This is a genomic window from Paraburkholderia megapolitana (assembly GCF_007556815.1).
Taxonomy (GTDB): Bacteria; Pseudomonadota; Gammaproteobacteria; order Burkholderiales; family Burkholderiaceae; genus Paraburkholderia; species Paraburkholderia megapolitana.
Map to the genome: position 1 here is coordinate 2,855,093 of NZ_CP041745.1, position 24,738 is coordinate 2,879,830.

The 24,738-nt window shown below is 58.3% G+C and carries 24 protein-coding genes and 1 pseudogene; 8 read left to right on the forward strand and 17 right to left on the reverse strand.

Translation table 11 applies throughout. The features are described from left to right. Window positions 1-55: 55 nt before the first annotated feature. The 13 genes and pseudogenes from FNZ07_RS26000 to FNZ07_RS26060 form a co-directional block, all read right to left on the reverse strand. Entirely contained in the window at window positions 56-415 is a 360-nt protein-coding gene (locus FNZ07_RS26000) for a hypothetical protein (RefSeq protein ID WP_091014548.1), read from the reverse strand. 38 nt (window positions 416-453) lie between these two features. After that, on the reverse strand, window positions 454-945 hold the full coding sequence (locus tag FNZ07_RS26005) for an SMI1/KNR4 family protein (RefSeq protein WP_091014551.1): 492 nt from the start codon (window positions 943-945) through the stop codon (window positions 454-456). Window positions 946-974: 29 nt separating this feature from the next. Beyond that, window positions 975-2,684, reverse strand: a complete 1,710-nt coding sequence (locus tag FNZ07_RS26010) for a PAAR-like domain-containing protein (RefSeq protein WP_091014553.1) — start codon at window positions 2,682-2,684, stop codon at window positions 975-977. Continuing rightward, window positions 2,677-4,020 (reverse strand): DUF2169 family type VI secretion system accessory protein, encoded by a 1,344-nt coding sequence (locus FNZ07_RS26015; RefSeq protein ID WP_091014555.1) that lies wholly within the window; start codon window positions 4,018-4,020, stop codon window positions 2,677-2,679. The genes FNZ07_RS26010 and FNZ07_RS26015 overlap by 8 nt, the downstream gene beginning before the upstream one ends. Window positions 4,021-4,031: 11 nt before the next feature. Further along, window positions 4,032-6,142, reverse strand: a pseudogene (locus FNZ07_RS26020) (type VI secretion system Vgr family protein). Between the two features lie 161 nt (window positions 6,143-6,303). Next, window positions 6,304-6,876, reverse strand: coding sequence for a hypothetical protein (locus tag FNZ07_RS26025; protein ID WP_091014565.1), 573 nt, complete (start codon window positions 6,874-6,876; stop codon window positions 6,304-6,306). A gap of 21 nt (window positions 6,877-6,897) precedes the next feature. Beyond that, on the reverse strand, window positions 6,898-7,275 hold the full coding sequence (locus FNZ07_RS26030; RefSeq protein ID WP_091014567.1) for a DUF3592 domain-containing protein: 378 nt from the start codon (window positions 7,273-7,275) through the stop codon (window positions 6,898-6,900). A gap of 225 nt (window positions 7,276-7,500) precedes the next feature. Further along, window positions 7,501-7,926, reverse strand: coding sequence for a lipocalin-like domain-containing protein (locus tag FNZ07_RS26035; protein WP_091014568.1), 426 nt, complete (start codon window positions 7,924-7,926; stop codon window positions 7,501-7,503). Window positions 7,927-8,077: 151 nt separating this feature from the next. Further along, window positions 8,078-8,668: a hypothetical protein gene (locus FNZ07_RS26040; RefSeq protein WP_091014569.1), complete on the reverse strand. Its 591-nt coding sequence runs from the start codon at window positions 8,666-8,668 to the stop codon at window positions 8,078-8,080. A 50-nt stretch (window positions 8,669-8,718) separates the two neighbouring features. Next, the gene (locus FNZ07_RS26045; RefSeq protein WP_143098100.1) at window positions 8,719-9,270 is read right to left on the reverse strand and encodes a hypothetical protein; all 552 of its coding nucleotides are present in this window, start codon (window positions 9,268-9,270) and stop codon (window positions 8,719-8,721) included. 110 nt (window positions 9,271-9,380) lie between these two features. Continuing rightward, window positions 9,381-10,139: an SDR family NAD(P)-dependent oxidoreductase gene (locus FNZ07_RS26050; RefSeq protein ID WP_091014582.1), complete on the reverse strand. Its 759-nt coding sequence runs from the start codon at window positions 10,137-10,139 to the stop codon at window positions 9,381-9,383. Next, window positions 10,136-10,552 carry a (R)-mandelonitrile lyase gene (locus FNZ07_RS26055; protein ID WP_091014584.1) on the reverse strand — a complete coding sequence of 139 codons (417 nt, stop codon included), beginning with the start codon at window positions 10,550-10,552 and terminating at the stop codon, window positions 10,136-10,138. Before FNZ07_RS26055 ends, FNZ07_RS26050 begins: the two co-directional genes overlap by 4 nt. A gap of 10 nt (window positions 10,553-10,562) precedes the next feature. After that, window positions 10,563-10,889 (reverse strand): carboxymuconolactone decarboxylase family protein, encoded by a 327-nt coding sequence (locus FNZ07_RS26060; RefSeq protein WP_091014586.1) that lies wholly within the window; start codon window positions 10,887-10,889, stop codon window positions 10,563-10,565. 108 nt (window positions 10,890-10,997) lie between these two features. Here FNZ07_RS26060 and FNZ07_RS26065 point away from each other — a divergent pair, with 108 nt between their 5' ends. Further along, on the forward strand, window positions 10,998-11,891 hold the full coding sequence (locus FNZ07_RS26065) for a LysR family transcriptional regulator (RefSeq protein ID WP_091014588.1): 894 nt from the start codon (window positions 10,998-11,000) through the stop codon (window positions 11,889-11,891). 172 nt (window positions 11,892-12,063) lie between these two features. Here the strand turns inward: FNZ07_RS26065 and FNZ07_RS26070 are convergent, their stop codons facing one another. Then, window positions 12,064-12,762, reverse strand: a complete 699-nt coding sequence (locus FNZ07_RS26070; protein WP_091014590.1) for a hypothetical protein — start codon at window positions 12,760-12,762, stop codon at window positions 12,064-12,066. Between the two features lie 423 nt (window positions 12,763-13,185). Between FNZ07_RS26070 and FNZ07_RS26075 the strand changes: the two genes are divergently transcribed. Further along, window positions 13,186-13,992, forward strand: a complete 807-nt coding sequence (locus FNZ07_RS26075; protein ID WP_091014593.1) for a hypothetical protein — start codon at window positions 13,186-13,188, stop codon at window positions 13,990-13,992. 77 nt (window positions 13,993-14,069) lie between these two features. Here FNZ07_RS26075 and FNZ07_RS26080 read toward each other — a convergent pair whose 3' ends face one another. After that, complete coding sequence (locus FNZ07_RS26080; RefSeq protein ID WP_245811533.1) at window positions 14,070-15,458, reverse strand: phospholipase D-like domain-containing protein; 1,389 nt, start codon at window positions 15,456-15,458, stop codon at window positions 14,070-14,072. 312 nt (window positions 15,459-15,770) lie between these two features. Then, window positions 15,771-16,370, reverse strand: a complete 600-nt coding sequence (locus tag FNZ07_RS26085; protein WP_177228299.1) for a TetR/AcrR family transcriptional regulator — start codon at window positions 16,368-16,370, stop codon at window positions 15,771-15,773. A gap of 128 nt (window positions 16,371-16,498) precedes the next feature. On the opposite strand from FNZ07_RS26085, the gene FNZ07_RS26090 reads away from it, so the two are divergent. Next, window positions 16,499-17,506 carry a saccharopine dehydrogenase gene (locus FNZ07_RS26090; protein WP_091014621.1) on the forward strand — a complete coding sequence of 336 codons (1,008 nt, stop codon included), beginning with the start codon at window positions 16,499-16,501 and terminating at the stop codon, window positions 17,504-17,506. A gap of 95 nt (window positions 17,507-17,601) precedes the next feature. Here FNZ07_RS26090 and FNZ07_RS26095 read toward each other — a convergent pair whose 3' ends face one another. Beyond that, the gene (locus FNZ07_RS26095) at window positions 17,602-18,717 is read right to left on the reverse strand and encodes a glycosyl hydrolase (protein WP_091014622.1); all 1,116 of its coding nucleotides are present in this window, start codon (window positions 18,715-18,717) and stop codon (window positions 17,602-17,604) included. Between the two features lie 940 nt (window positions 18,718-19,657). Here FNZ07_RS26095 and FNZ07_RS26105 point away from each other — a divergent pair. From FNZ07_RS26105 to FNZ07_RS34575, 5 genes are all read left to right on the forward strand, one after another. After that, window positions 19,658-20,692 (forward strand): LacI family DNA-binding transcriptional regulator, encoded by a 1,035-nt coding sequence (locus FNZ07_RS26105; RefSeq protein ID WP_091014806.1) that lies wholly within the window; start codon window positions 19,658-19,660, stop codon window positions 20,690-20,692. A gap of 70 nt (window positions 20,693-20,762) precedes the next feature. Continuing rightward, window positions 20,763-21,854 carry an ABC transporter substrate-binding protein gene (locus FNZ07_RS26110; protein WP_091014808.1) on the forward strand — a complete coding sequence of 364 codons (1,092 nt, stop codon included), beginning with the start codon at window positions 20,763-20,765 and terminating at the stop codon, window positions 21,852-21,854. Next, window positions 21,851-22,675, forward strand: coding sequence for an ABC transporter permease (locus FNZ07_RS26115; RefSeq protein ID WP_091014630.1), 825 nt, complete (start codon window positions 21,851-21,853; stop codon window positions 22,673-22,675). The genes FNZ07_RS26110 and FNZ07_RS26115 overlap by 4 nt, the downstream gene beginning before the upstream one ends. 35 nt (window positions 22,676-22,710) lie before the next feature. Next, the gene (locus tag FNZ07_RS26120) at window positions 22,711-23,640 is read left to right on the forward strand and encodes an ABC transporter permease (RefSeq protein ID WP_091014631.1); all 930 of its coding nucleotides are present in this window, start codon (window positions 22,711-22,713) and stop codon (window positions 23,638-23,640) included. Next, the gene (locus tag FNZ07_RS34575) at window positions 23,637-24,695 is read left to right on the forward strand and encodes an ABC transporter ATP-binding protein (RefSeq protein WP_091014634.1); all 1,059 of its coding nucleotides are present in this window, start codon (window positions 23,637-23,639) and stop codon (window positions 24,693-24,695) included. The genes FNZ07_RS26120 and FNZ07_RS34575 overlap by 4 nt, the downstream gene beginning before the upstream one ends. Window positions 24,696-24,738: the final 43 nt, after the last annotated feature.

Genomic DNA, 24,738 nt, shown 5'->3' on the forward strand with positions numbered 1-24,738 from the left:
GGACACTAGTAGCGCATTAGAATTTCGAGCACCGAACGATCATATCAACAATCTCTCAGACGTATATAACCTCAACCACGTTGGTCTCAGGATCGAAATCCACTCTCATGAACGATTCCGCATCGTAGAACCAGCGAGCAATCCCATCATGAACTGGCCATAGTTTATTCGGCTTCCCCAACACGCGAATCACTTCGTCTTTGGTGTACCCGATTCTTATCCCACGCACATCGCCAGAAAACGGACTCCTAATGCGGACGGAATAAACTTTCCCGTTCTGAGAATACGCAGTCACCGCCCCATCGCCCCGTTCGATAGAATTGACAACCTTACTCCCAATCTGTTTTTGCTGTGGGACGGCATTCAGGATGAAGGAAGCATGTGCCTCAGTTTCACCGCTTAACGGATAGTCCATTGCAAACCTTTACAAATTCACTTTTGAACGCATTTTCGTCAGACCTCGCTCTTGTCTTTCATCGCATCTAAAAAATCCGCAAAAGAATCAAAGAGCAATGTTATGTTGTTAAAGCTGCTCAGGACAGGATCCTCTGATGGCTCGGCACTCTCATGATTCCAGAAGTAGATTTTGCCGTTACGCTCCGAGTTGCGGTCACAATCTAGCAAATACAAGTTTCCACCCGGATCGTCAGCGATAGGTACAAAGCCCGATGGGATGTACTCGTCTAGATTTTCGATCTGTGTTGGGATGTGGCGATTTTTGCTGGGAGCCAGCGTCGAAAAATAGGACACAAGCAATGGTCCCAATGACGTATCTGCTAGATAACCCTCATTGAAACAGCCACCGTTGTACTTCTGCAAGAACGCCCGGTAGTCAGCTGGACACGCCAAACCGCGGGAAGAAAAGAATTCATCGATTTCCTCGTCGCTAGCACCATCGTGCCGAACAGACGAATGCTCATGCTTCGAATATGTAAGTTCTTTCATGTCCTTCACCGTGTCTAAGCTCGAACCCGCTAACCGCCACCACCCACAGATACCCCACCCGCATGCGGGAAGCCGCCTTCAGCAACATTGTGAATCGACTGAGGCACCAGTTGCATCGTCTTCCCATCTTCGACATGGTGCCAGGTGAAGCCGTCCGGCGGATCACTGCCAGTCAATCCAATCTCCTCGTTCGCCTTCCGGAAATCGCTAGTATGGTTGAACTGCATATCGTCAATCTCAACCGTCTGCGTGGCATGTGGAGAAAAGTCAGGGAACCCTTCCTTATTGTAAGTGACTTGAACACCATCTTTGCGAATGTACGTCACGGAACCATCTTCATGGGTAACGATCTTACCGCCCTTCTTGATCCAGCTACTCCAGTTAGGTGGGTACTTCCAAGCACCTCCGGCAGGTTTGACACGAACACCATCGCCGGAAATATCAGCCAATTTTTCGAACTCGGCTTTTGGAACGACCGGCGCTTTCGTTCCTGCCGCGCCAGCAGCATCAGCTACCTTCGCTGCGTCTCCGGCCTCCGCCACCTTGTCGGCGGTATTCAGGGCGTCAGCACCCTCACCGATCTTGCCGACAGTGGTTGCTGTTTCACCTACTTTACCGGTGGCATTCGCAATCTCACCCACCTTACCCGCTATATTGCCCGCCTCTCCCGCCTTGCCGGCAACTCCGACTCCACCGGCGAAGAAACCTCCGACATCAACAACGCCGCGACCGACAGCTTCACCATAGTTTCCCTGGCTCCAAGCTTCCATATAGGGCTTGGTGATGCCATCAACAATCGCTCCAGGATGGTTATAGACCGCCTGTGCCGTTTGATTGATCGCCTGTTGTGTCTCCGAGTAGCCATGGTAGACATTCGCTCCCGTCAGGTCGGAAAGGCCTTCCGCAAGCTGCGACACGGGCGATAGCTTCGCGGCTCCGACTCCGAGTCCCACCAGCCCCTTCCCCATGTCCCACAAGGCCCCGCCAGCCCCCTTGAAGAACCCACCGACCTGATGCAAAGCCCCCTTGTCGGGCGGCGGATTGGCGTCCCCGACCACATTTCCACTGCCATCCACTGCAGTGCCCGGTGACGGCGCGGTCACATACGTGCCGGTACAATTGCCGCTGTTCATCGTGCACGGATCGCCGTCACGAATGACTTGATGTCCTCCCGCTCGAACCGTACTACTGCCTCGGCTCGGCTTGGTTTCACCCCCAACGGTACCGGACTTCACCCCATCGGCCACACCGGCCTCGTCGCCCGTACACGTTGGTACCACACTCTGATCGAGAACATAGGCCGGCTTGCCATTGAATCGTACAGTTGGAACGATCTCCGCCGAGCCACCGAGATCAGAAATCACCGGGTACGGCACAGGTGGCGTTGCCCCTCCCATTGGAGTCTTGCATACATCCGGAGTACTGCTCACCGCCTTGAAGGTTCCGTCCTGTCTCGACGCAATCGGGTTGCCGGTCGAAAAATGATCCGAGGGTTGCGCCTGTTCCTCGGGCTTATATCTGCCAGATTCGAAGCGCTGCTTCACCTCCTGCGCCGCTTCATCGAACGTCTCGCGATCGACCGGACGTCCGCGCTCACTCCAGGGATTCGGGGTATTCCACAGCGCGTCCAGATTATTAACCGCGTCGCGAGCCTGCTCGACGTTCTGGATGTTGAACTGTTCGCGGAAGACGTCTCCCGCGTCACCGGTGATCGTGATTACAGGAACGGGATCAGCCATGGCGTTCTCCCGCTGAACCGTCCAGAACCGTTGGTGTCGATGCAGAAAGCCGTGCCATCTCGTCGCTATCGATAAATCTCGCCTCGAAGCGTTGGGCGCGGACCGATTTCATGAGTGTGGCCCGCCAAACTAGAGTGACTTCTGGCTTTGTCGTCTCCGACAAATCCACCGACAGCGTATCCAGCAGGAAGGGGGCGAACCCGAGTCCCTGATCGGTGTAAATCCAGCCCATCGGCAGGTGACCCGGCAAGGGAATGCGCAAAGTGGTATTGCCCCGCTCGTCTACCTTCGAATGTAGTGTTCCGTGCGGAACGAGGTTCGTTAGTACGAGGGTTTCATTACCCTTCAGATGCGGAACCTGCATGTCCGCATGCGCACCATTCCAGTAACGAAACTGGAAGTCGTCAGGCAATCCTGGATGACGCTCGGCGAGCCAGCGCTCGTCGTAGGTCCCTGCCAAGCTGAGCCGAGTAGTCCATGCCTTACCGACAACGCCAATACCAGCAGGACGCAATGAGGCGGGAGATTGCTCTTCCGACGCACGGAGCCATGCTTGTACCGTAATCGACTGTCCTGCCGCCTCAATCTGCGGAGCGGCCACCTGCCGCAACTTCATCGCCTTTACGTACCACCGGCATGCAAATCCAAGGCCTACCGGATTCGCCTCACACGTCGTATGGGCAACGGGGATTTGCCCCTGATCCGGATGCCCGGCTTGCTGCTGGTCATCGAGTCGAACGGCCTTCGGTACGCGCCCGGCCGCAGCATGATCAGCATTGACGCGACACTGCCCGCCCCATGCGTATTCGTAGCGGACAGGCAATGCGGCAATCGGCTTCGGTGCTGTAAGTTTCCAGTCCGCGCGACGCACTGCACCGAAGGTGCCTATGGCGACGGCCTTGTTCAGGTACCGTACGAGCGTCGATCGCCGGACAAAATACCTTTCCCCCATGACAACCAAACGTCGATCAAGCAGGACCTGAGTCGACGCAGTGGCCGAGGCTCGATCTGTAATCATCGGTGCCGAAGTAAGCCTGACGCCCACCGCGAAGCGCGGTAACGGCCTCCCTTGGGGGACATACGCAGTTGCATCAACGAGCACGTCACAAAACGGTTTGTACGGCGCGAGATCGCTTTCCTCCACGACGCTCGACTGGTTCGGTTCACCAAAAAAACGATCGGTGGTTGCCAGAGGCTTTTGCTTCTGCGCAAGCACCAACGAGCCGTTGCGTAGTTCGAAGGTCTGTCGAAGGACAACGGTATGAAATGACGCTCCATTGGGCGCAAATGATTCAAAAGCCAGCGCCGGAAAGGGCGTGAAATTGGAGAACTCCATCGCCGCCCCCGTCAGTTGATGTCAACGTCCTTGCCATTGATCTGGACAGGACCGGAGCCTTCGATAAGCAGTTGCGTCCCGCGCAATGTGATGTGCCCGTTGCTTTCCATAATGAGCACAGCTTTGCCCGTCTTGAGTTCAATCTTGTCGCCTGCCGTGATCGTGTAGGTTTTGCCAACCTTGGTGGTTTTTGCGAGTCCCACCTCTTCCGCACTCGCCAGGCCGACCGCAGTGTTTGCGGCACCGATGACTGTCACTCCATAGGCGCCGCCCACCGTAAGCGCCTTGGCCAGGCCGACCGTCTCAGTCGAAGTCAGCGCGACCACCAGATTCTCCATCCCCTCAATGGTCTCGGTGCGGTTACCGCCAACCGTCAACGTTTCATTACTGCCGACCGTCTCCGTCCGGTTCACCCCCACCGTAATCGTCTCATTGTTGCCGACAGTTTCCGTCCGGTTGTTGTTGACCTGAACAGTCTCATCATGGTCGACGGTTTTGGTGCGATCGTTACCCACGGTATGCGATTCGTTATGCTCGACCTCGATCCGCTGATCCTTCTCAGCATGGATCCAGACCTCCTCCTGCCCCATCTTGTCTTCGAACCGAATGGCGTTCGCCGTATTGACGCTCCCCCCTTACTCGAACGGGTCAATATCCCGCTCTGCGTCGCATTGTCAGGCAACGCCCAGGGCGGCATATTCATCGCGTTATAAACCCGCGAGATAATCAGAGGCCGGTCCGGATCGCCATCCAGAAAAATCACGACTACTTCATCCCCGATTCGCGGAATCTGGACCATCCCAAAGCCACTGCCTGCCCACGGCTGCCCCACGCGAACCCAGCACGAACTCCCCTGATCGCGCTTCCCCTGGCGGTCCCAATGAAACTGCACCTTCACCCGGCCGAGCGAATCGGTATAGATCTCTTCGCCCTTTGGACCGACCACGATTGCGGACTGCGGGCCGATGTTCGTCGGCCGGTCGATCACGAACGGCGGCCGGTAGGGAATCTTCTTGCGGATGCAGGTGAAGCTGCACGCATAGTTCGCCGCACCCTCGCCCGCCTGATAGTTGTTCGTGCCGGAATGAACCACACTCAGCAGCACGAACTGCCTGTCATCCTGCTCGGCCTGCTCATGATCGTAGTGATTATCGAGCTCGAAATACCGGCCCGGCATCAGACGCCGGCTTGTGGTCATACCGCTGAAAAGCTTGCTGTGCGCAGCTAGCGCCTCAGTCCGGAAACGCGCCATTTCCTCGCCTCGGTCGCTGTTGGGAAAACCATGTTCGCCGAGGTAATCGTAAATCTCGTACGATGGGACGTCCCCCTGGTCGACGTCCGTACTGCCGGCTGCAGCACGGCGAGCACCCGGCATCTTGTAATCGAACGTCTTCACGCCGACCGTATCCGATGCCAGCTCCCGCCGCGCCGTGAACGACTTGACGACGGCTAGGTTGTCGAGGGCTTCCCCCTTGTTGTACTGCAGTACCGCGCTCTGGCCATCGATCGGTTTTGCCGTAGTCGACGTGTCGGTAATGATCAGTTTGTGCCCGTTCTTCGCGTGTTCGAAGTAATAGAACAGGCCATCTTCCTGCATCAGCCGCTGCGCAAACTGAAGATCCGTTTCCTTGTACTGCGTGCAGTAACTGCGATTCGCCGTCGCCTTCGAAAGACGGAATTCGAACGACGCGAGATTGCCATACTCCTGAAACACCTTCGTGAGCACATCCTGCGTAGTCTGTTCCTGAAAAATCCGGATATCCTGGCGTCGTGAGAGCATCCACAGCCACGGCATGATCGTCGCGCGGTATTTCGCGAAGCCACCGTCAGTATCGATATGTGAAAATGACACGACATAACCGTGAAAATATCGTTCATCCGAACTCGCGGTCGCGTCCGTGAGCTGTAACGTAATTGTCACAGCCTGGCCGATCATTTTCTTCAGTTCAATTGTCCGGTCCTGCGAAGCCAGTTGAACGTCTATATGAAACAGATCAGACAGGCTTTCATCGCAGTGAAAATCGACCAGCACCAGTTCCGAGTTCCCTTTTAAAGGGCTATCAATCGAAAACAGGCGGTTGTTCTGGAGCTGAAAGAAACTTGCGATATCGGACATTTGCATGGCTGCCTCGGAGCACCTCCGGAAGGAGTGTCGATATTAACCTCAGATGTTTTTAAAATGCTACCTCCGCGCCTCAACCTTGCGCGATTTAACTTTTCCCTTTCAATTGAGATTCACGGCGATCTGCCCCTGGGACGCGGATTCCCGGATCCACCGCAGGTTCAGTGCATGTACCCGGCGAGGATGCCTATGCTGGCCCCAGCTTGCAGGCCCAACGTCCGACCGCGCATAAACAGCAGGGCCGGCGCATGCGCCACCGCATCCTCCATCAGCATCGAGAACGCAGGATTCGAAAGCCCAAGGAGAAACATCGGCGTATCGATGCCCAGCAGCATCAGATCTCCCCCCCAGCCGTAGATGAGGCCGATCGACGCATCGATATAGAGAATCGAACCCTGAAGATCTGCGCGAGTCAGCTCTGCGCCGTGAAATGAAGGGGTTATGAAGATGTCTCCATAGCTGGGAAAGTCGAAGGTCGATCCAGTTGCGCCCACGCTGTGACCGCCAACTTTCGCCAGCTTGACCTCAGGTATCGAAAACTTCGGCAGCTTGATCTTGGGTATCTTTATCGACCAGCTCAGGCCAACCCCAACGCCACCATAACCAAAACTCTGGGGTTTTCCCTGTGGATCCGCCAGGATAATGTCGCCGCCTGTCGCCATCACGAATTCGAAGCCGGCACCGCCACCCGCCCCGGTGGTGTACGTCCATTTGCTGCGCCTCATGAAAGACATACGCACCGCTCCGTCATCAGTTTATTTTCGCCACGGCAGGGTCACTAACCCACTCACAAGAAAACCGATGCCCAGCACCGTGAAAAAGATCGTATTACCCCAGATGGCTTCGAACGTCGTTATCGTCGCCGTGGGAATTGGATTATCGGGTAAATACCGGACTTCAGGTTGATCGCCCACGTTCATGCGCGTCGTGATTCCACCCTGCGGATATGAAACCGATTCGCCCGCCTTTGTGACAAATTCGATCTGCGGGTGATAACCGCCGGCATTCAGCCTGACCACGCGCCCCGGCACAACGATCGACGTTTGCAGGAATTCACGTGTTGACTGCACACTAACCGCCGCCGCGATCAGCAGGCCGATCCCGATGACGAGAGCAATGATCGCTTTTAGCATATTGAAAGGTCACTTGAATGTCTAACATCGAAAATTCGCCGACACATCATAATCCGAGCCTGTCTGGACGAACAATCGCTGGATCGATGAAAACAGACTTGTGCGACGATCACGCTTCGCGGTCGCGGGAAGTTCGTGGGGAAGGTTGCTGCCGAGTTGTCAGACTCACCGTTGAGTCGGCGGCCTGCGAACTAGCGACCAGTTGCAAACTCAGTCCTGGGAAAATCACTCACGTCTAAAACGCAGAGTAGCCCTTCCTGTTGGATTTCCCGACACCAACGGATTCGGCATCCAGGCCGTAGAGACCTCGAGCGTGTCTCCATCGAGCTTGTAGAAGCGTTCCTGCTCGCTCCCGTTCCAGGCTTCATTCGAAGATGCGTCAATCTTCGTGATGAACCTATCCCCGTCTATCCGATACCGTCCGGTGTAGGCCATCAAGGTACGGAAAAGCGCCAGCAGTTTCTCATCCGTATTCCCTGGCTCGCGCGCCATTGCGGTAACGAGCACCATCATTCGCCCGTCGGCGCCAAACATAAGGTAGCCATTGGGGTCGGTGCCCCACGGTTGACTGCGCTCGTTCGAATCCTGAAGTTCAGTTTCGAAAGAAATCAACCGCCAGCTACCGTGGAGTTTGCTGTCGCGCTCAGACATATTTAGTCCTGTTGTAGTTTGCCTGGATGTACCAGAAAAAATCGGTGGTGCCGGGGATCGGACTCGAACCACTCCTTGCTCGTCACTGGCCACCCGATTGACTGGATCGCTACCCTAACCAATCCAATGAGCGCATTCGTACCGAAATCCGTTAAGGTTTCGCGCCGACCGCTGCGTTCATAACCTGTACGAGTGAGTTGTAGTCGTCGTCGGTGCCTTTGACGAGCAACCCTTTCATGCTGTACCCGGTAAACAGATCCCGTTCGATGGAGAGACTTTCGCCAGGTTTCCACTGCCCGTGAAAGCCACCCGATACGAGGTCGTTCGGGTCATTGGGATGATAACTATCGAGCCAAAGGCTGGTGCGAAACTCGCGGGTTGGATCTTTTGCAGAGATGGAGAGTGCTTGTATGCGGAAGGCCCGTGGCGGCTGGCCGGCGATAGAGATTTCGCCGGTTCCGCCGTGGTTGCCGAGAAAGTAGCCGGGGGGGCCGAGTTCAAAGCGGATGACAGCCGGTTTCGAGAGAGCACGGTGCCACGGGTCCTGAATACCGTAGATGTCGATGTGACCAACCCATTCGCCCTTGATAGAGCTGGAAGAAGTGCCGGGCATGAAGCCACGCACCCGTTCGAGCGTGTCCTTGGGATTGAGCAGCACCCAGATCAGGGCAAACACTGTCAGGACGATCAGCACCAGCCTACCCGGTCTTTTACTCCGGTTGATTGGTCGGAACTTGTCCATCTACCCTTCCTTGCCGAAAATACTGCCCGGTTATCTGGTTACGGCGAACGTCAACGCATCAAGGTAAATGTCGCCGGTGGCGATTGCACCGTCATGTATTTTTCAGGACTGTTTACCTGTACGAAAGCGGAATAAATCACACTATAAACGTGCGTGCCTGTCGCAAATCGGTATTGCGTGGTGATGTCCTGCTGCGCCTGCAAGTTCTGTCCGGGTGCCAGCCGTACCAGATCTTTCTCTTCCGTGGCCCTTCGTTTAACCATCGCCCCCAGAAAATCAACCTCCTGTCCCGCCTGCGATATTTCCAGAAGACTACCTTCCATCAAATTGTCCCGGAAGAGTTGCCACGGACTGAACAGGTAAGTATCCGTCTCCGAAGTATTCTTCCACGTCACGTGCACGATGACATGTCCATCGCTTGTATCCACATTCGTGGCGATCTGCAGATTCATATCCGATTCTTTTTGCGTTCGAGCAACGCCCACCTGTGTCGGTGAAACGTGCGCGCCAGCTTCTTGGCGGCAGCCCAAACCAGCCCCCAGCAACAGGCTCAGGCCGAGTGCTCGCCACGTCCTGGTCGATACCTTCCGCGGAATATTCATAGTTGTCCGCACCATGGTTCTGTTGCGATAACGGTCACCGGTCGCATCGGTTAATCATGTATGTAGACGTCGCATAGCAAGGGGCACGACAACTCTCAGGCGGCACAATCTCAATGCGCGACAAAGGCGCCATCAACCGGCAACGCTACACCGACAATCAAATTAGCGCCAGGACTGCACAACCAGAGTACAGCTGCGGCGACCTCCTCGGGCCTGCCCGCACGGCCAATCGGCTGATCCTTGAGAAATATCTTCGTCGCCTCGGGATCGATCCCGTCACTCATTGGGGTGTCGATGCAACCCGGGCATATCGCATTCACTCGTATACCTAGCGCGGCAACGTCCAGGGCGGCGCTCTTGGTAAGCCCAATCACTCCATGCTTGCTCGCGTGGTATGCCGCACGTCCTGGCAGCCCGACCAGACCACCCAGCGATGAACAATTTACGATCGCGCCGCTACCCTGTTTCTTCATCTGGCGTAGCTCATGCTTCATGAACGTCCAGACGCCGCGCAGGTTGACCTCCTGCGTCTGGTCGTATGCGTCGACCGTTTCGTCGGACATCTCGCACATGGGGCCAAGAATGCCAGCGTTGTTATAGACCATGTCGAGTCGGCCAAACTCCGCAACCGTGCGCTCGACTGCGGCTTCTGCCTGCAACTCGTCGGCCACGTCGCAAACGATCCCGATTGCCGTGTGACCAAGCTTCGTGAGTTCTTCGGTCGCGGCGCTCAATTTATCGGCATTTATATCGACCAGGGCGACAGCCGCACCCGCTTCAGCGAACGCCCTGGCAGTCGCCAGACCCATTCCCGAACTCGCGCCCGTCACGAGCGCGACCTTGCCCTTGAAATCGTAGACCGGATTCATGATTGCTCTCCTTGAAGCCCGGCGAAATATTGTTCGTCGGTAACGCGTTCCATCCACTCCACGTTCTTCCCTTCCAGGGCTTCCTGGATGGCAATGTGCGTCATCGAGGTCGTGGGTGATGCGCCATGCCAGTGCTTGTGGCCTGGCGGACACCAGATCACATCGCCGGCCCGTATTTCCACAATCGCTTCGCCCTCGCACTGCGTCCAGCCACAGCCGGCTGTGACAAGCAGTGTTTGGCCCAGCGGGTGGGTGTGCCAGTTCGACCGCGCGCCCGGTTCGAAGGTCACACTTGCGCATGAAACGCGGGCGGGCGGCGGCGGTGCGTTTAAAGGATCGATGCGCACCGTGCCCGTGAACCACTGAGCGGGGCCTCTGACTGATGCCTGCGAACCGGGTCTCTTCAATTCCATGACGTTTCCTTTAGATGTTCGGGGCCGGGAACAACTCGTTGAGCTTCGTCACGGCCGACATTGCATTGGGCCAGCCCGCATAAAACGCGAGATGGGTGACAAGCTCGACGAGTTCAGCGTGCGTGACACCGTTCTCGATGGCGCGCGGAAAGTGAAAACTCATCTGTTCCGTCTTGCCTTGCGCGACAAGCGCGGCACAGGTCACGAGACTGCGATCTCTCCTCGACAGTTGCGGGCGCTCCCAGATATCGCCGAACAGGATTTCATCGCTCAGTTCCGCGAGCTTCGGCGCAACTGCCCCGAAGGACTGGCGCGCTGCAGTTAGTTTGCTTGACATGTTTCTCCTTGCGTGGCGTATCTGATCAGCACATCCGAAATTCTGCGCGCGGATGCTCATGCCGACTAGGCAGTAGAATCTGCTAGGACTTATGAGAGGTGCTCATCAATGCTGCGCGAAAATGTCTCCGACCTTTTGGCTTTCATCGCCGTTGCGCGCGAAGGAAGCTTCACGCGTGCGGCCGCCACACTCGGGGTCTCGCAAAGCGCGCTCAGTCATGCGTTGCGCGCATTGGAAGCGCGCATGGGAGTACGGCTACTCAGTCGGACGACTCGCAGTGTTGCGCCGACCGCGGCTGGGGAACGACTGATGCATGCCATTGCACCTCGCTTCGACGAAATCGAGAGCGAACTTGCCGCGATTATCGAAACCCGGGAAAAGCCGGCCGGCACAATCCGCATCACAACCACCGATTACGCAGCCGATACCGTGCTGTGGCCGCGCCTGGCGAAAGTCCTCCCAAACTATCCAGACATTAAGGTCGAAATGGTGGTGGACTACGGCCTGTCGGACATCGTCGCTGACCGATACGATATTGGAGTGCGTTGGGGCGACCAGGTAGCCAAGGACATGATTGCGGTTCGCGTTGGACCCCGCGCTCGACTGGCTATAGTCGGCTCCCCTGCGTACCTGGCGAAGCATCCCGCGCCGGTTCGGCCAAAAGATCTGCTCAATCACAATTGCATCAAGTTGCGCTTGCCCACGCGAGGTGGTTTGTACGCCTGGGAGCTAAAGAAGGGGAAGCGGGAGATACAGGTCCGCGTCGACGGGCAGCTCACATTCAATGGGGTCTATCAAATGTTGAATGCGGCCATCGATGGTGCAGGATTAGCCTTCGTGCCGGAAGATCTCGCGGAGCCGCATGTGTCTGCCGGACGGCTGCGATGGGTGCTGGAAGACTGGTTCCCGACGTTTTCCGGGTTACACATCTTCTATCCCAGCCGCCGTGAATATTCCCGCGCGTTGTCGGTGGTCGTGGATGCCATACGAAATGGTGGATGAATAGCTGATGGTTCGGCAAGTGCGATATCCATCGTCCGGGTTCGACACGGAGCAGTTGTCGAGCGTTACACGTCGATGTATCGACGACCGTACTGGCGTGTTCAGCGCCCCGTGATGCGCACCCCTCTGCACTATCCGGCGCAGACAACCATACCGGTCAAGTTCGCAAAACTTATTTTCTGCTGAACATCTGCGACAGCAACCAGGCGAGGACCATGTTGAACCACGTCACCGGACCATAAAACGGGAATCCAGCGGCGATCTGACCATTGATTGGGTTAAGCGGACCTGTCATGGTGAACATTCCGAACACGGCGCAACAGTTCATCAAGACGGCAATCAGCGTGAGGATATTCAGCCAGCCGGGTAGTAGCCCGGATTTAATCGAAATACAAAAGCATGAAAGTCCAAATGGTGCCCAAAGAACCCCAAGCACAGATGCGATGGACGCAAAACCGGCGATCAGCGTATAAGACACCGTCTGCGGCGAATACTCCTGAACGCCCATGGCTGCCAGACCAAGGCCAATGGCAGCGCCCCATGCGCCGAGAAACGCAATATCGCTGATCAATGCGATCCAGCTCAACTGATGATATTGGCTCGTATCCGCGTGCCATAGGCGGCCTGCCAGCATCCCCGATATTACTATCATTGGCCCCAGCAAGAACGCGAGCAGGATGGTCGTAGCTTTGAACTGAAAAGCATGAGCCGTATAAGCGGACAACATCGCAGGAATCGATGTTCCGTCGTGGAAGTTCGCCAGATAAAAGTAAAGAACGACGTTCAATAAAACCGAGGCGACTGCGCCCTGAATGTAAAAGAAAGCCTTGGGCACGTAGAACGTTCGCTTTGCAGCGTAAGAAGAGCTCACGATTCGTTTTATCCTTGGATCATCCTGACTAGTCGCTTGGTGAGGAATGTCGGAGTTCTAGTGCGGATCTGGATCAGTAGTCACGGGTTTCCTACACAACAATTACATTGAACACTGTAATGGTTGTACCGGTAGGTAGTATTAGGTTAAACCCTTGATGTGCTGCGAACGATCGGGATGACTCGGTGGACGAGTAGCAGACTCATCACCCGGCTTTGATAGTGGATGGGAAACGTTGAGAAAATCAGTGGTGCGGGGACCGGACTCGAACCAATAGGCGTCGCGGTACTCCGCACGATCGCGGGCAGTTTGTGGAGAGTGCCGAGGCCAAAAGCGCCATCAACTAGAGAACAAACGCCAGATACCCTCTGCGCGTTAGTGCGGTCCCGATCACGTTAAGCCCCTTGACGCAAGTATTTCTACATGTCATTTCGATTCCTCCACGATGAGCTGCTTGAATACCAAGGCCAGACCGCCTTCGTCGATGTGTTGATTCCTTGGATAGAGAAGAATCCTGCTGAAATCGAATGGCTCCGATCCATCCGCTTAAGAACCGGCAGACTCATTCCGAATGTATCCGAAGACGAACTCTGGTTGCTTTACGCGGCAAGCCGCGTGTTCGAGCTTCTAGTGCTTCGTTTCCAGAGTGGACGAGCCGATGGAAGTGACTGGCCTGGCCCGACCATCTCAGAGGACGAGCTTGTGTGCTTCGCAGAACGCATCGGCTTAGATGTCATGCGCCCCGATAGGTACTCGCCTTTCTATCACGAGATCGCTGCGCTATCTTGCTCCCCAAAGACCGCTCAATCACCTCAAATTATCAAGTACCACTGGCCATGCCTGATGCTCGGTCCTCTTCTCTTGATCCGGGCAGGCGTAACCGTATCTGCAAGTTCCAGCGTTATGCACCCGGAGGTCGCTGGCACTTCCACTCTTTATTGGGCCCATCGCAGAAAGACACGACCGCACCACGACCTCGCCCACGGATGGGGACACAACTCATCATGGCGAACTTCTTTTAGGCGCGATTACCACTTGGGCGACACCTTTCACTTTAATGTCGATGGCGCGGTTGATCTTTTGGGACTGCGAGCTGAATCGCTCAATGAAGAAGGACTGACGCCGAGAGAGCGCATGGAACTAGTGGCGAACCGCTGTTTTGTTACCGTCACCAAGGACAACGTTGATCAGTTTCCATACGATGATCGGTTTTCACTGAAAGCTGTGTAGTAGCTGAAGGCAGCCCTATCTTTCCATCGATAGGACTCTCCTCAGAGAAATTCCGCTTCTTACACGATTCACCGCGCTCAGAGAAACCCCCTGATCAGCACCGTCACCCACCGCCACGCCCCCCCGCACCCAACGGCCCGGCAGCGCGCATCGGGATCCGCCAAAAGACGGCCATTAGCGTCGCTCACCGAACTCGAGTTGCGCAGGAAGTACGCCACACTGTCTTGCAACGGATCGAGCCCGTCCTCAGGGATATCTATCCACAGGCCGTTTTCGGTATTCAAGCGGGCCGACAGCGAGTCGAAATTGAAACTGCCGAGATAGTATCGATGGCCGTCGATGAGGACCAGCTTGGCGTGCATCATGCGGTTCTCCCGGTCGGCATATTCGCGCACCTCGATCCCGGCATTCACCAGGCCGGGCAGATCGTTGGCGTAGGCGCGCCCGACCGCGGGGAATTCCTGCGTGATGCTCGCCAGCGAGGCGCTCACCAGGATCACGTGAACACCTTCGCGCCGCTTGCGCTCAAGCGCCTCGCGCAGTTCCGGCACCAGGATCAGGTAGGGGTTGATGATCAGGATCTCGTGCTGCGCCGTATCGAACGCGTCTAGCATGTCCTGCAACGTGCCAGGCGAGCGCTTGTCGGGCCAGTCGTGGACATAGCGCAGGCGCTCGCAGGCGATCGGTGTCCAGGCGGGATCATTGGGCGTATCGGAGGCAGCCGGTGTATCGGTAGCGGCCAGGTCCGTCGCCCGGGCTGCACCATCGAGCGGAGCCTGCAGCCGTTCGCGCCAATAACGGATGCGCACCGGGTCGAGCGTCGCATGACCCTGCGAGACGCGATAAGGACTTGCGACCTGGAGGAATTTTTCCGGCTCGGGGCGAACCACTTGCGGGCTATTCCAGAACAAGGCGAAATGCTGGTACATGGCGTGCAGGGAGGAAGCATCCTGGCGGGCGTCGCCCGACACCATCAGATCGCGCTCGCTGAGCCAGTTGCGGAAGCTCTCATCCCAGATCGAGGTACTGCCGATCACCGCCGTGTCGCCAACCAGGAACAGCTTGTCGTGCATGCGATGCGAAAGCTCGACGACATCTGATCGCGGATGGAAGATTCGGAGTTCGACGCCGGGAGCCACCTCGTGCAGCGCGACGATAAGTTCGTCCTCGAACGGATAGTGCGGCTCGGGTCCGATGCCGTCGATCAGCAGCTTGACCGGCACGCCTCGGCGCGCGGCGTCGACCAGATGACGCAACAGCAGGCCGCCGGTCTGATCGATTTCGAAGATGTAGGCGAGGATGCGGATCTGCTCGGCAGGCGTGGCACGGTCGATCAGCGCAATCCGCGACTGCATCAACTGACCGTCGTCAAGAGTGGCGACCATGTCGACACATTGCGCGTGGCCGTGCCGAGAAAAGGCAAACACGCATGCCAGAATGAGCGCCAGGCTTCTCGTTGTGGTCATGATGTGGCGAACTGGTTCGGTGTGTCTCAGGCCCTATGTCCTTGAAGGTCTGGAAGGCTTTGTCGCGTTAGCGTGGTCAAGTGGCTTGCTGTTACTTCGAGAAGGTGAACAGAACGGCGATCGACAATCGAAGAACCCGTGGTGCCGGGGACCGAATTCGAACCTGTTACCTAAGTGGTACCCCACTGCAGAAACACAACGCCTCGTTTCGCACTGGCGCCTTGGTGACTGTATCCAGTCGTCCGCAGTTAACCCCACCCGGACAACCAGACGACAGCTATGACTGGCTGTTTCCTGAACACCCTGAGGCAGTCACTCACTGACCTGACGTCCGAATATGTCCAGAAGCCCACCCTGGATCAGCGACGAAAGCGCTTCAGCAGCGTCCTTCTCGCTGCAATGACCGCCGATCATCATAACCGAGAGCGCTTCCCCTGCTCCGACTAGACCAACACAGCGCTGTTGAAGCGCATCGGGCGTCAGCCCGCTATGCGGCCGTAACGCGGATACGAACAGTTGGACATACCCGTCTATTAGTTCCTGGTACACCGCACCCATTTCTCCGCTGCCAGTCAACGCCGCCCCCACCGCGTGCCATTCGCCACTTGTGTCCGCAGAACAGTGAATATAGGCGCTCGCCAGAACATCAGCGGTTTCCTTCAAGCTTTGCTGGACGCTTCCCAAGGCCTCGCGCAGAGCATCTACCTGTTCCTTGTCGAGAGACTTGTAAAGCTCAATCAGCAGCCCTGATCGCGTGCCGAAATGTTCGTACGGGATGGGCTTGGAGACTCCGGCACGAGTGGCGAGGTATCCCAGAGTCAGCCGGTCAGCCCCTTCCTCGCGAATGACAACCAGTGCCATATCGAGCAACTGGCGCCGTCGATCCGCCTTCGAAAGCCGACGAGTAGCCATCTTATGTTCCTCCCGGTGCCGATCTGCATTTCACGAATTCGATCCTCCTCGTAACAAGCATCACTATAAACTACTATTGGTAACTTACTAAACGTAGGTTGTTATCGTTAATCTTGTGAGGTCTCGCAATGACACTAGCTCCGATTCTCCTTGCCGGCGGTTCCGGAATTGTTGGCCGCTGCACAGCTCAATATCTTCGTGCTGCCTATCCAGATCTGCCTCTGCTGATCGGCGGTCGCAACCTGGGTAAGGCCAAAGAGGTCGCCGCCGAAATTGGAAACGCCGAAGGCGTCGTGCTCGATCTGGCTGTCGATAACCTGAGTCTCGGTGGACGTGCGGTGAGCGCCATCGCGGTCTTCGTGAAAGATGACGCCATCGCGTGCCTCCGGTTCGCCCAGACGCGTGGCGTACCGCATATCAGTATTTCATCGGGCGCGTCCGAAATCGGCCCTGAAGTAGCCGCCTATATTCAAAAGCCGAATGCTTCACCGGTGGTTCTCGGCGCCGAATGGCTTGTTGGTGCCGTAACGGTGCCCACGCTAGAGTTCGTCAAGGAATTCAGCCACGTGGACGACATCACCATCGGTGCGTTGTTAGACGAACAGGATACGGGTGGTCCCGCGTCGGCCATCGACCTGCATCGCCTCGGTGAAATCATGCCCGCCGCACTCACCCGGCGCAACGGCGCCTTCTTCTGGCGCCTCGGCGAAGAAGCCAAAGCTCAGTTTCGCGCCATCGACGGCACCAGGATGGAGGCTGTCGCTTTCTCACCGTATGACATCATGGGTTTGGCTGTCGCAACGGACGCCCCGAATGTGCAGTTCAACCTCGCCACTGGCGTGAGTTCGACGCGACGCAGTGGAAAACCCATGTCGACCGAGATCGTCATCGAACTCAGCGGGAAAGATCGGGCGGGCCATCCACTTCGCACCCGCCATGCCGTTCTCCATCCGCAAGGACAGATGCCGCTAACTGCTCTGGGCGTTGCCATGCTTCTGGAAGGGCTCGTTGGGCCCGGTGACAAACCGGTAGTCCCCCCCGGCCTCTACCTCCCCTATCAGTTGCTTGATCCCGCAACCTATCTTGCCCGTCTGAAGGAAATCGGCGGAGCGGTTATGACACTGGATGTTCTCTAACTGGTTTCCCTTCGTCGCAAATACTCCACCGTCCGGTATAGGGCCGCAAACCTGCACCCTACCTCGTTGCTAAAACAACCCGGACGTCTGAGCTTTTATGTCGCGCTGGACGCGCTGGCGTTGCCACCCGGCGTGCCAAGCCCATAAGGCGCATACATTTCCACATACGGCAGTGAATTCAGCATTTGCTCCGCCTGCTTCAGAAATTCAGGGCTAGACGCCGCACTGTTGCCGTTCGGGTTCAGGCCGAATTCCGACAGGACAATGGGCTTGTCAGGGAACTCGCTATGCGCTTGCTCAAGATAGCTCTTCAAATTGTTCACGGCCTGGCCGACCTGGCCCGGATCATTGGGATTCCCGGTACTCCCATACCAATGCAGATTGATCGCGCTAACCGTGTCGCCCACCTTCTTGGTTTGCCCATTAACCGTGGTGTCCGAGTTCATGAACTGCTTCAGCCAGTCCAGGCCCTCTCCAGGATTAGTGCTGTTGGTAACGGACGGCGATGCCAGCTGCGTTCCCGTATTGTTCGCGGCCGTCGCAATGTTCGACCAGCTCTTGACCGCGTCGCCTACCGAAATATTGGCCTGGCCGGCATTGTCGGGCTCATTGAAGGTGAACGCGAGCGGAGAGCCGGAAGACTTGAACGCGCTTTCCAGCTGGCCTTCGTTCGATGCGTCATTGGTATTGAAAACCGTTGGAATGAATTGCCCTTTGGCATCGCCCGTCGATTGCATGCCCCAGTTCGAATACCAGCTTGAATCTCCCATATTCGAGCCATTTCCGTTGGCCGAGGTCGGCGAAATACCCAGGCCCTCCTTGCCACTGCTCAGAAAGGCATAGTTCGCGGGCACCTGTGGAGCGCTGCCTGCGTTGTTCGACGGGCTCGTTGCGCCGGAGGGTGCGACCGCACCCGATGCGCCGCCCGGTGGATTGACCGAAGAGCTCTGCGGGATCGTATTGGTCGGAGGAGGAGGCGGCGGCGCATTGGCGAAGGCCTGAGGAAAACTCGGTGCGTTGGCTCCCGATGCTCCACCGACCGGCGGCGACGAAAAATCGTCGTTGTTCTGGCCAGGCATCGCGCTCTGCAGCATGGCGAGCAATTCCTGAATGATCTGCTCGATCTGCTGCACGTTGATGCCGCCTGAGGGACTGGTCCCCGTATCGTACGGCGTGACGCCGTAGCCGCCTTGAAGCGTAATGCCTGACATGATCGCCCTCGCCTGCAATATTAGATGGTCGACGTACTCTGCTTTGCGCCATTCCGCATTGCGCGTCTGTTCTGCCCTTCCGATGCATCTGGATGCCGTCTGGCTACGGGATAGATCGGCTGTATCGAACGCGACGGCCGCTTTTGAATGTACGGCGTGCGCTGCGGGGAGTTGGCGTGCAGCACGAACTTACGACTTGCGATGCGAAGTTTTCGGACCTAACCGATCGATTGCTCAGGGATGCCGGCGGGTGGGCGCCGCAGGCACTTGCCGCTATGACCCGCTCTCGGGTACGGGCAAGTTGAAGGCAGCGCGAGGTGCGTGCGCGCCACAGGGGCGACAAGATGATGAGCTTAAGCCCCAGTTTCTACAGAATTAGACATTCGACAGAATACGTCGAGAAATGTCCAGTGGTGCCGGGGACCGGACTCGAACCGGCAAGCTGTTAAGCGGCGGATTTTCGTCACACCACGTCTTTCGACGCCGGTCTTGTTGCAAGAAAAAACCAGACCGTTCGTGCGCTGGACTATGCCTTCACCATCGCGCGCGTCGGGCTGTACCCGCCGCGCAACCTTAGGCGCCCCCCGTCTAGTCTCTACACCTTCCACACCACGCGTCGCAATCGAGATCAAGATCAAGACCACAAACCCAGGCAGGCTTGGCTCGGCGTTGCCTCGGCAGCGCTCGTCGCGCTCCAGGGGTTTCACCGAATTTGAGGGGTTCTGCACCGGCCGTTTCCAGCCGGGCACTCAATTCTTTAAGTCCGCTATGTTTACCAATTTCATCACCCCGGCAAGGGCGGACGCGATTCTACCATCGCACCGCAGGCGCTCCAAAATCTCTGCCTCCCTCACCCCGATCACCCGCCGCACGTCATCGCGTAGTCATAAAGCATATCGATAATCCGCTCGACGAAAACGTTTACAACAGGCCGATTTCGATGATTCCGACCATCAAGGACGTAGCCGCCCACGCGGGGTTTTCGATCGCGACGGTCTCGCGCGCGATCAACGCGCCGCACACGGTCAATCCACTCACACTGGAGAAAATCCGCCGCTCGATCGACACGCTGAACTTCCGCCCGAGCCCGCTCGGCCGGCAACTGCGTGGCGAACGCACGCGCTTGATCGGTGTCGTGCTGCCGACGCTCGCCAACCCCGTGTTCGCGGAATGTCTACAAGGCATCGATGACCTCGCCGCCGCACACGGCTATCGGTTGATGCTGATGACGACGCAATACGACGCCGATCGCGAGCGCCACGCGATCGAAACGCTGCGCGCGCAACGCGTCGAAGGGCTGATCCTGACCGTCGCCGATGCCGACACGCATCCGCTGCTCGACGAGCTTGACCGCGACGGGCTGCTCTACGTGCTGATGCACAACGATACGGTGCGTCGTCCGGCGGTATCGGTCGACAACCGGCTCGCCGCGTTCGACGGCGTGCGCATGTTGATCGCACACGGTCATCGCCGCATCTTGATGCTGGCCGGCACGCTCGCGGCCTCGGACCGCGCGCGGTTACGTCATCTCGGTTACGCGCAAGCAATGCAAGAAGCCGGCCTTACCGCTGCGCCCGCGCTCGAAATCGACTTCAACGCCAACGAGCTCGCACCTGCTGTGCTCGCGCATCTAACCACTGGCCCGCACCGCCCTACCGCGCTCTTTTGCAGCAACGATCTACTTGCGATGGTCGTGATGCGCGGCCTGCATCGTGCACGCCTGCAAGTTCCCAACGACATGTCGATCCTCGGCTTCGACGGTCTCGCCATGGGCGAATTGCTATCGCCACCGCTCGCGAGCATCTGTGCGCCGAATCGCGAGATCGGCAGCGCCGCGTGGCATCGGTTGATCGCGCGCATCGATCGCACCGTACCCGATACGTCACTCGCGCTCACGCTGCCGCACACGCTGCGCACAGGCGCAACGATCGCCGCAATTTCGCATACAAGCGAGACCCCTCGCACCACCGCCTGACTCCCTACGTTCCGCTCTGACCACAAGGAGACCTCCTGTGACCCGCCGTTCCCATTGCAACTCCGTCCCGCTGCTACGCCTCGCGCGCACGGCGTTATCCGCATCCGCGGCAGGCATCGCGCGGCTTGCCGCTGCGGTCCGTGTCGCGCCCGTCGCGACCTCGATTGCCGTGCTCAGCACCACCCTGCTCGCCGGCGTTGCGGCACCGCAGTTCGCCTACGCAGACGAAACCGCGATCTGCTACAACTGCCCTCCCGAATGGGCCGACTGGGCGAGCCAGATCAAGGCGATCCAGCAAAAGACCGGCATCCGTGTGCCGTTCGACAACAAGAACTCGGGGCAGTCGATCGCGCAACTGATGGCGGAGCAGAAAAGCCCGGTGGCCGATGTCGTCTATCTGGGTGTGTCGTCGGCATTCCAGGCAAAAGATAAAGGCGTGATCCAGCCGTACAAGCCCGCACACTGGAACGACATCCCCGCCAATCTGAAAGACCCGCAGGGCTACTGGTTCGCGATCCACTCGGGCACGCTCGGCTTCTTCGTCAACAAGGATGCACTTGAAGGCAAGCCGGTGCCGCGTTCGTGGGCCGATCTACTGAAGCCCGAATACAAAGGCATGATCGGTTACCTCGATCCGTCGAGCGCGTTTGTCGGTTATGCGGGTGCGGTCGCCGTCAACGAGGCGCTTGGCGGCACCTTCGACAATTTCAAACCGGCGCTCGACTGGTTCAGCAAGCTGAAAGCCAACGCGCCGATCGTGCCGAAGCAGACCGCTTACGCGCGTGTGCTGTCCGGTGAAATTCCAATCCTGCTCGACTACGACTTCGATGCGTATCGCGCGAAATACAAGGACCAGGCGAACGTCGAGTTTGTGATTCCGAAGGAAGGCACGATCTCCGTGCCGTACGTGATGAGCCTCGTCAAGGGCGCGCCGCATGAAGCAAACGGCAAGAAGGTGCTCGATTTCGTGCTCTCCGACGAAGGCCAGAAGCTGTGGGCCAATGCATGGCTGCGTCCGGTCCGCGCGAGCGCGATGAGCCCCGATGTCGCCTCGAAGTTCCTGCCGGCCAGCGACTATGCGCGCGCACACACCGTCGATTTCGCGAAGATGGCCGGTCAGCAGCAAAGCTTCGGCGAGCAGTATCTACAGGTGATGCATTGAACGACGTCACGTTCCCGCTGCGCTGGCGCATCGCGTTGCTTGCGCCGGCGCTCGCGGTGTTCTGCGCGTTCTGGCTGCTGCCGATGGGCACGCTCGTCCAGGTGAGCGCCGACGGTCATGCGTTCGCCACCTATCGCGCGTTGCTGACCAACTCGCGTTACATGGAGAGTCTGGGTGCGACCGTGTTGCTGTCGGCGGCGGTCACGGCGGCTACGCTCGTGTTGTCGGTGATATCGGGGTTGCTGCTCGCGCGGCGTGAGTTTCCCGGCAAGCGCATGCTGCTTGCACTGCTGACGTTTCCACTCGCGTTTCCGGGCGTCGTCGTCGGCTTCATGGTGATCATGCTTGCGGGCCGTCAGGGGCTGATCGGTGCGTTGTCGCTGAAGCTGACCGGTGACCGCTGGGTGTTCGCGTATTCGATGGCGGGGCTTTTCGTCGGGTATCTGTACTTTTCGATTCCGCGCGTGATCGTCACGGTGATGGCGTCTGCGACAAAACTCGATGCCTCACTTGAAGAAGCCGCGCGTTCGCTCGGTGCGTCGCCGTGGCAGATCATGCGCGACATCGTACTGCCCGCGTTGTCGCCGGGGTTGATCGCAGCCGGCGCGGTGTGCTTTGCCACTTCGATGGGCGCATTCGGCACGGCGTTCACGCTCGCCACCGATATCTCCGTCCTGCCGATGACCATCTACACCGAGTTCACGCTGAACGCGAACATGGTGACGGCCGCTGGCCTGTCGATCGTGCTCGGCATCGTGACCTGGCTCGTGCTGGCACTTGCGCGCAACGCGACCGGCTCCGCGGTTGCGGCTACTGCCTGAACGATGTCTCTCTCTGTTCCGATCCGCTGATAGGCATGAACCCGCTCACCGACACCGCCCCACCTCCCGCCGCCCGGCCGCGACCGCGACCGTTGCCGCGCATATCGTCGCGTACCCCGCTCGCCGCCGGGCAATGGTTCGTCACACTGCTGCTGTGCGCGTTCCTGATCGTGCCGGTCGTCATGTCGATCGTCGCCGGCCTTACCGTCAACTATTTCAAGGGCGTATCGAGCGGTCTCACACTGCGCTGGCTCGCCGAGGTATGGGCGCAGTACAACGGCTCGGTGTTCCTGTCACTCGAAGTCGCGGCGCTGACGCTCGCAGTCACGTTGATTACCGGCGTACCTGCGGGATACGCGCTCGCGCGCAGCAAGACGCGAGCGGCACGTTTCATCGAGGAGCTGCTGGTGCTGCCGATCGCGCTACCGGGTCTCGCATCCGCACTCGCGCTGCTCGTCGTGTACGGCGGTTTCACGGCGTTCCGGATGAGCGTGCTGTTCATCGTCGTCGGGCACGTCGTGTTCACGCTGCCGTTCATGGTTCGCGCAGTTGCCGCAATCTGCGCGAGCGCCGATCTGCGCACACTCGAAGAAGGCGCCGCGAGCCTCGGCGCAACCTTCATGCAGCGTTTCATCACCATCGTGCTGCCCAATGCGCGGCCTGGCATCGTCGCCGGTGCGCTCGCGGTGCTCACGCTGTCGATCGGCGAATTCAACCTCACGTGGATGCTGCACACGCCCGACACGAAAACGTTGCCGGTCGGGCTCGCCGATACGTATGCGTCGTTGCGCATCGAGATCGGCAGTGCGTACACGATCCTGTTCTTCATCATGACGATGCCGCTGCTCGTCGCGATGCAATGGTTCGGTGTCGACGCTACCGGTCAACGCAACACGGCAAAACCGCGTCGCGCGCGCTCCGCCAATCTGCAGAATCCCTCTTCGCTTTCCGACGAATCGCCATGAAACTCGCCTCCGTTCCGGTCACGCTCACGCAATGCGCGAAAACGTTCCGCGGTACCCGCGTGCTCGAGCCGCTCGACCTGCATATCGCCGCCGGCGAAACATTGGTGCTGCTCGGACCGTCCGGTTGCGGCAAGACCACGACGCTACGCATGATCGCGGGGCTCGAAACGCCCGATGCGGGTGGCCGTGTTGTCTTCGGTAATGAAGACGTCACTGCTCTGCCGATCGAACGTCGCGAAGTCGGCATGGTGTTCCAGAGCTACGCGCTGTTTCCGAATCTGACTGTGCGCGGCAATATCGGCTACGGTTTGCGGATCAAGCGCGTCGCGAAGAGCGCCGCTCGCAGCCGCGTCGATGAGCTGCTCGCGATGATGCGGCTCACCGCGCATGCCGACAAACCGATCGATCAGCTCTCCGGCGGGCAGCGCCAGCGTGTCGCTCTGGCCCGTGCACTTGCATTGCAGCCACGCGTGCTACTGCTCGACGAGCCGCTCACAGCGCTGGATGCGCGTCTGCGCGACACGCTACGCAGCGAAATGAACACGCTGCTGCGCGGCCTGGGCATCACGACGGTGTACGTCACGCACGATCAGGCTGAAGCGATGGAACTCGGCGACCGCATCGTCGTAATGAGCGCGGGGCGCATCGAGCAGATCGGCACGCCGCGCGACATCTACTACCGGCCTGCGAATCGCACGGTTGCGCAGTTTATCGGCACGATCAATCGTCTCGCGGGCGAAACGCGTAACGGACAACTGGCCACGACCGGCGGTGCTGTGCCACTACCCGCCGCACATACTCATACGCACGCAGGGTCGTCATCACCACACGAGCTCTTCTTCCGCCCCGAAGACGCCTACCTCGCCGACCCCGCACAAGCCCATCTACGCGGCACCATAGAGACTGCCGCCTTCCTCGGCGAACGCACCCGCCTGACGATCGCCGGCGCGGCTCCCGATGCGCTCGTCATCGATGTCGCCGGCCGCGTCGAACTGGCGCGCGGCACACCGGTCGGCATCTCGATCGCGCAGGACGGGCTGATTGCGTTATCGTGAGAGCCACAACGCGTCAAACCCGGACACACGCATTCAAAGTCAA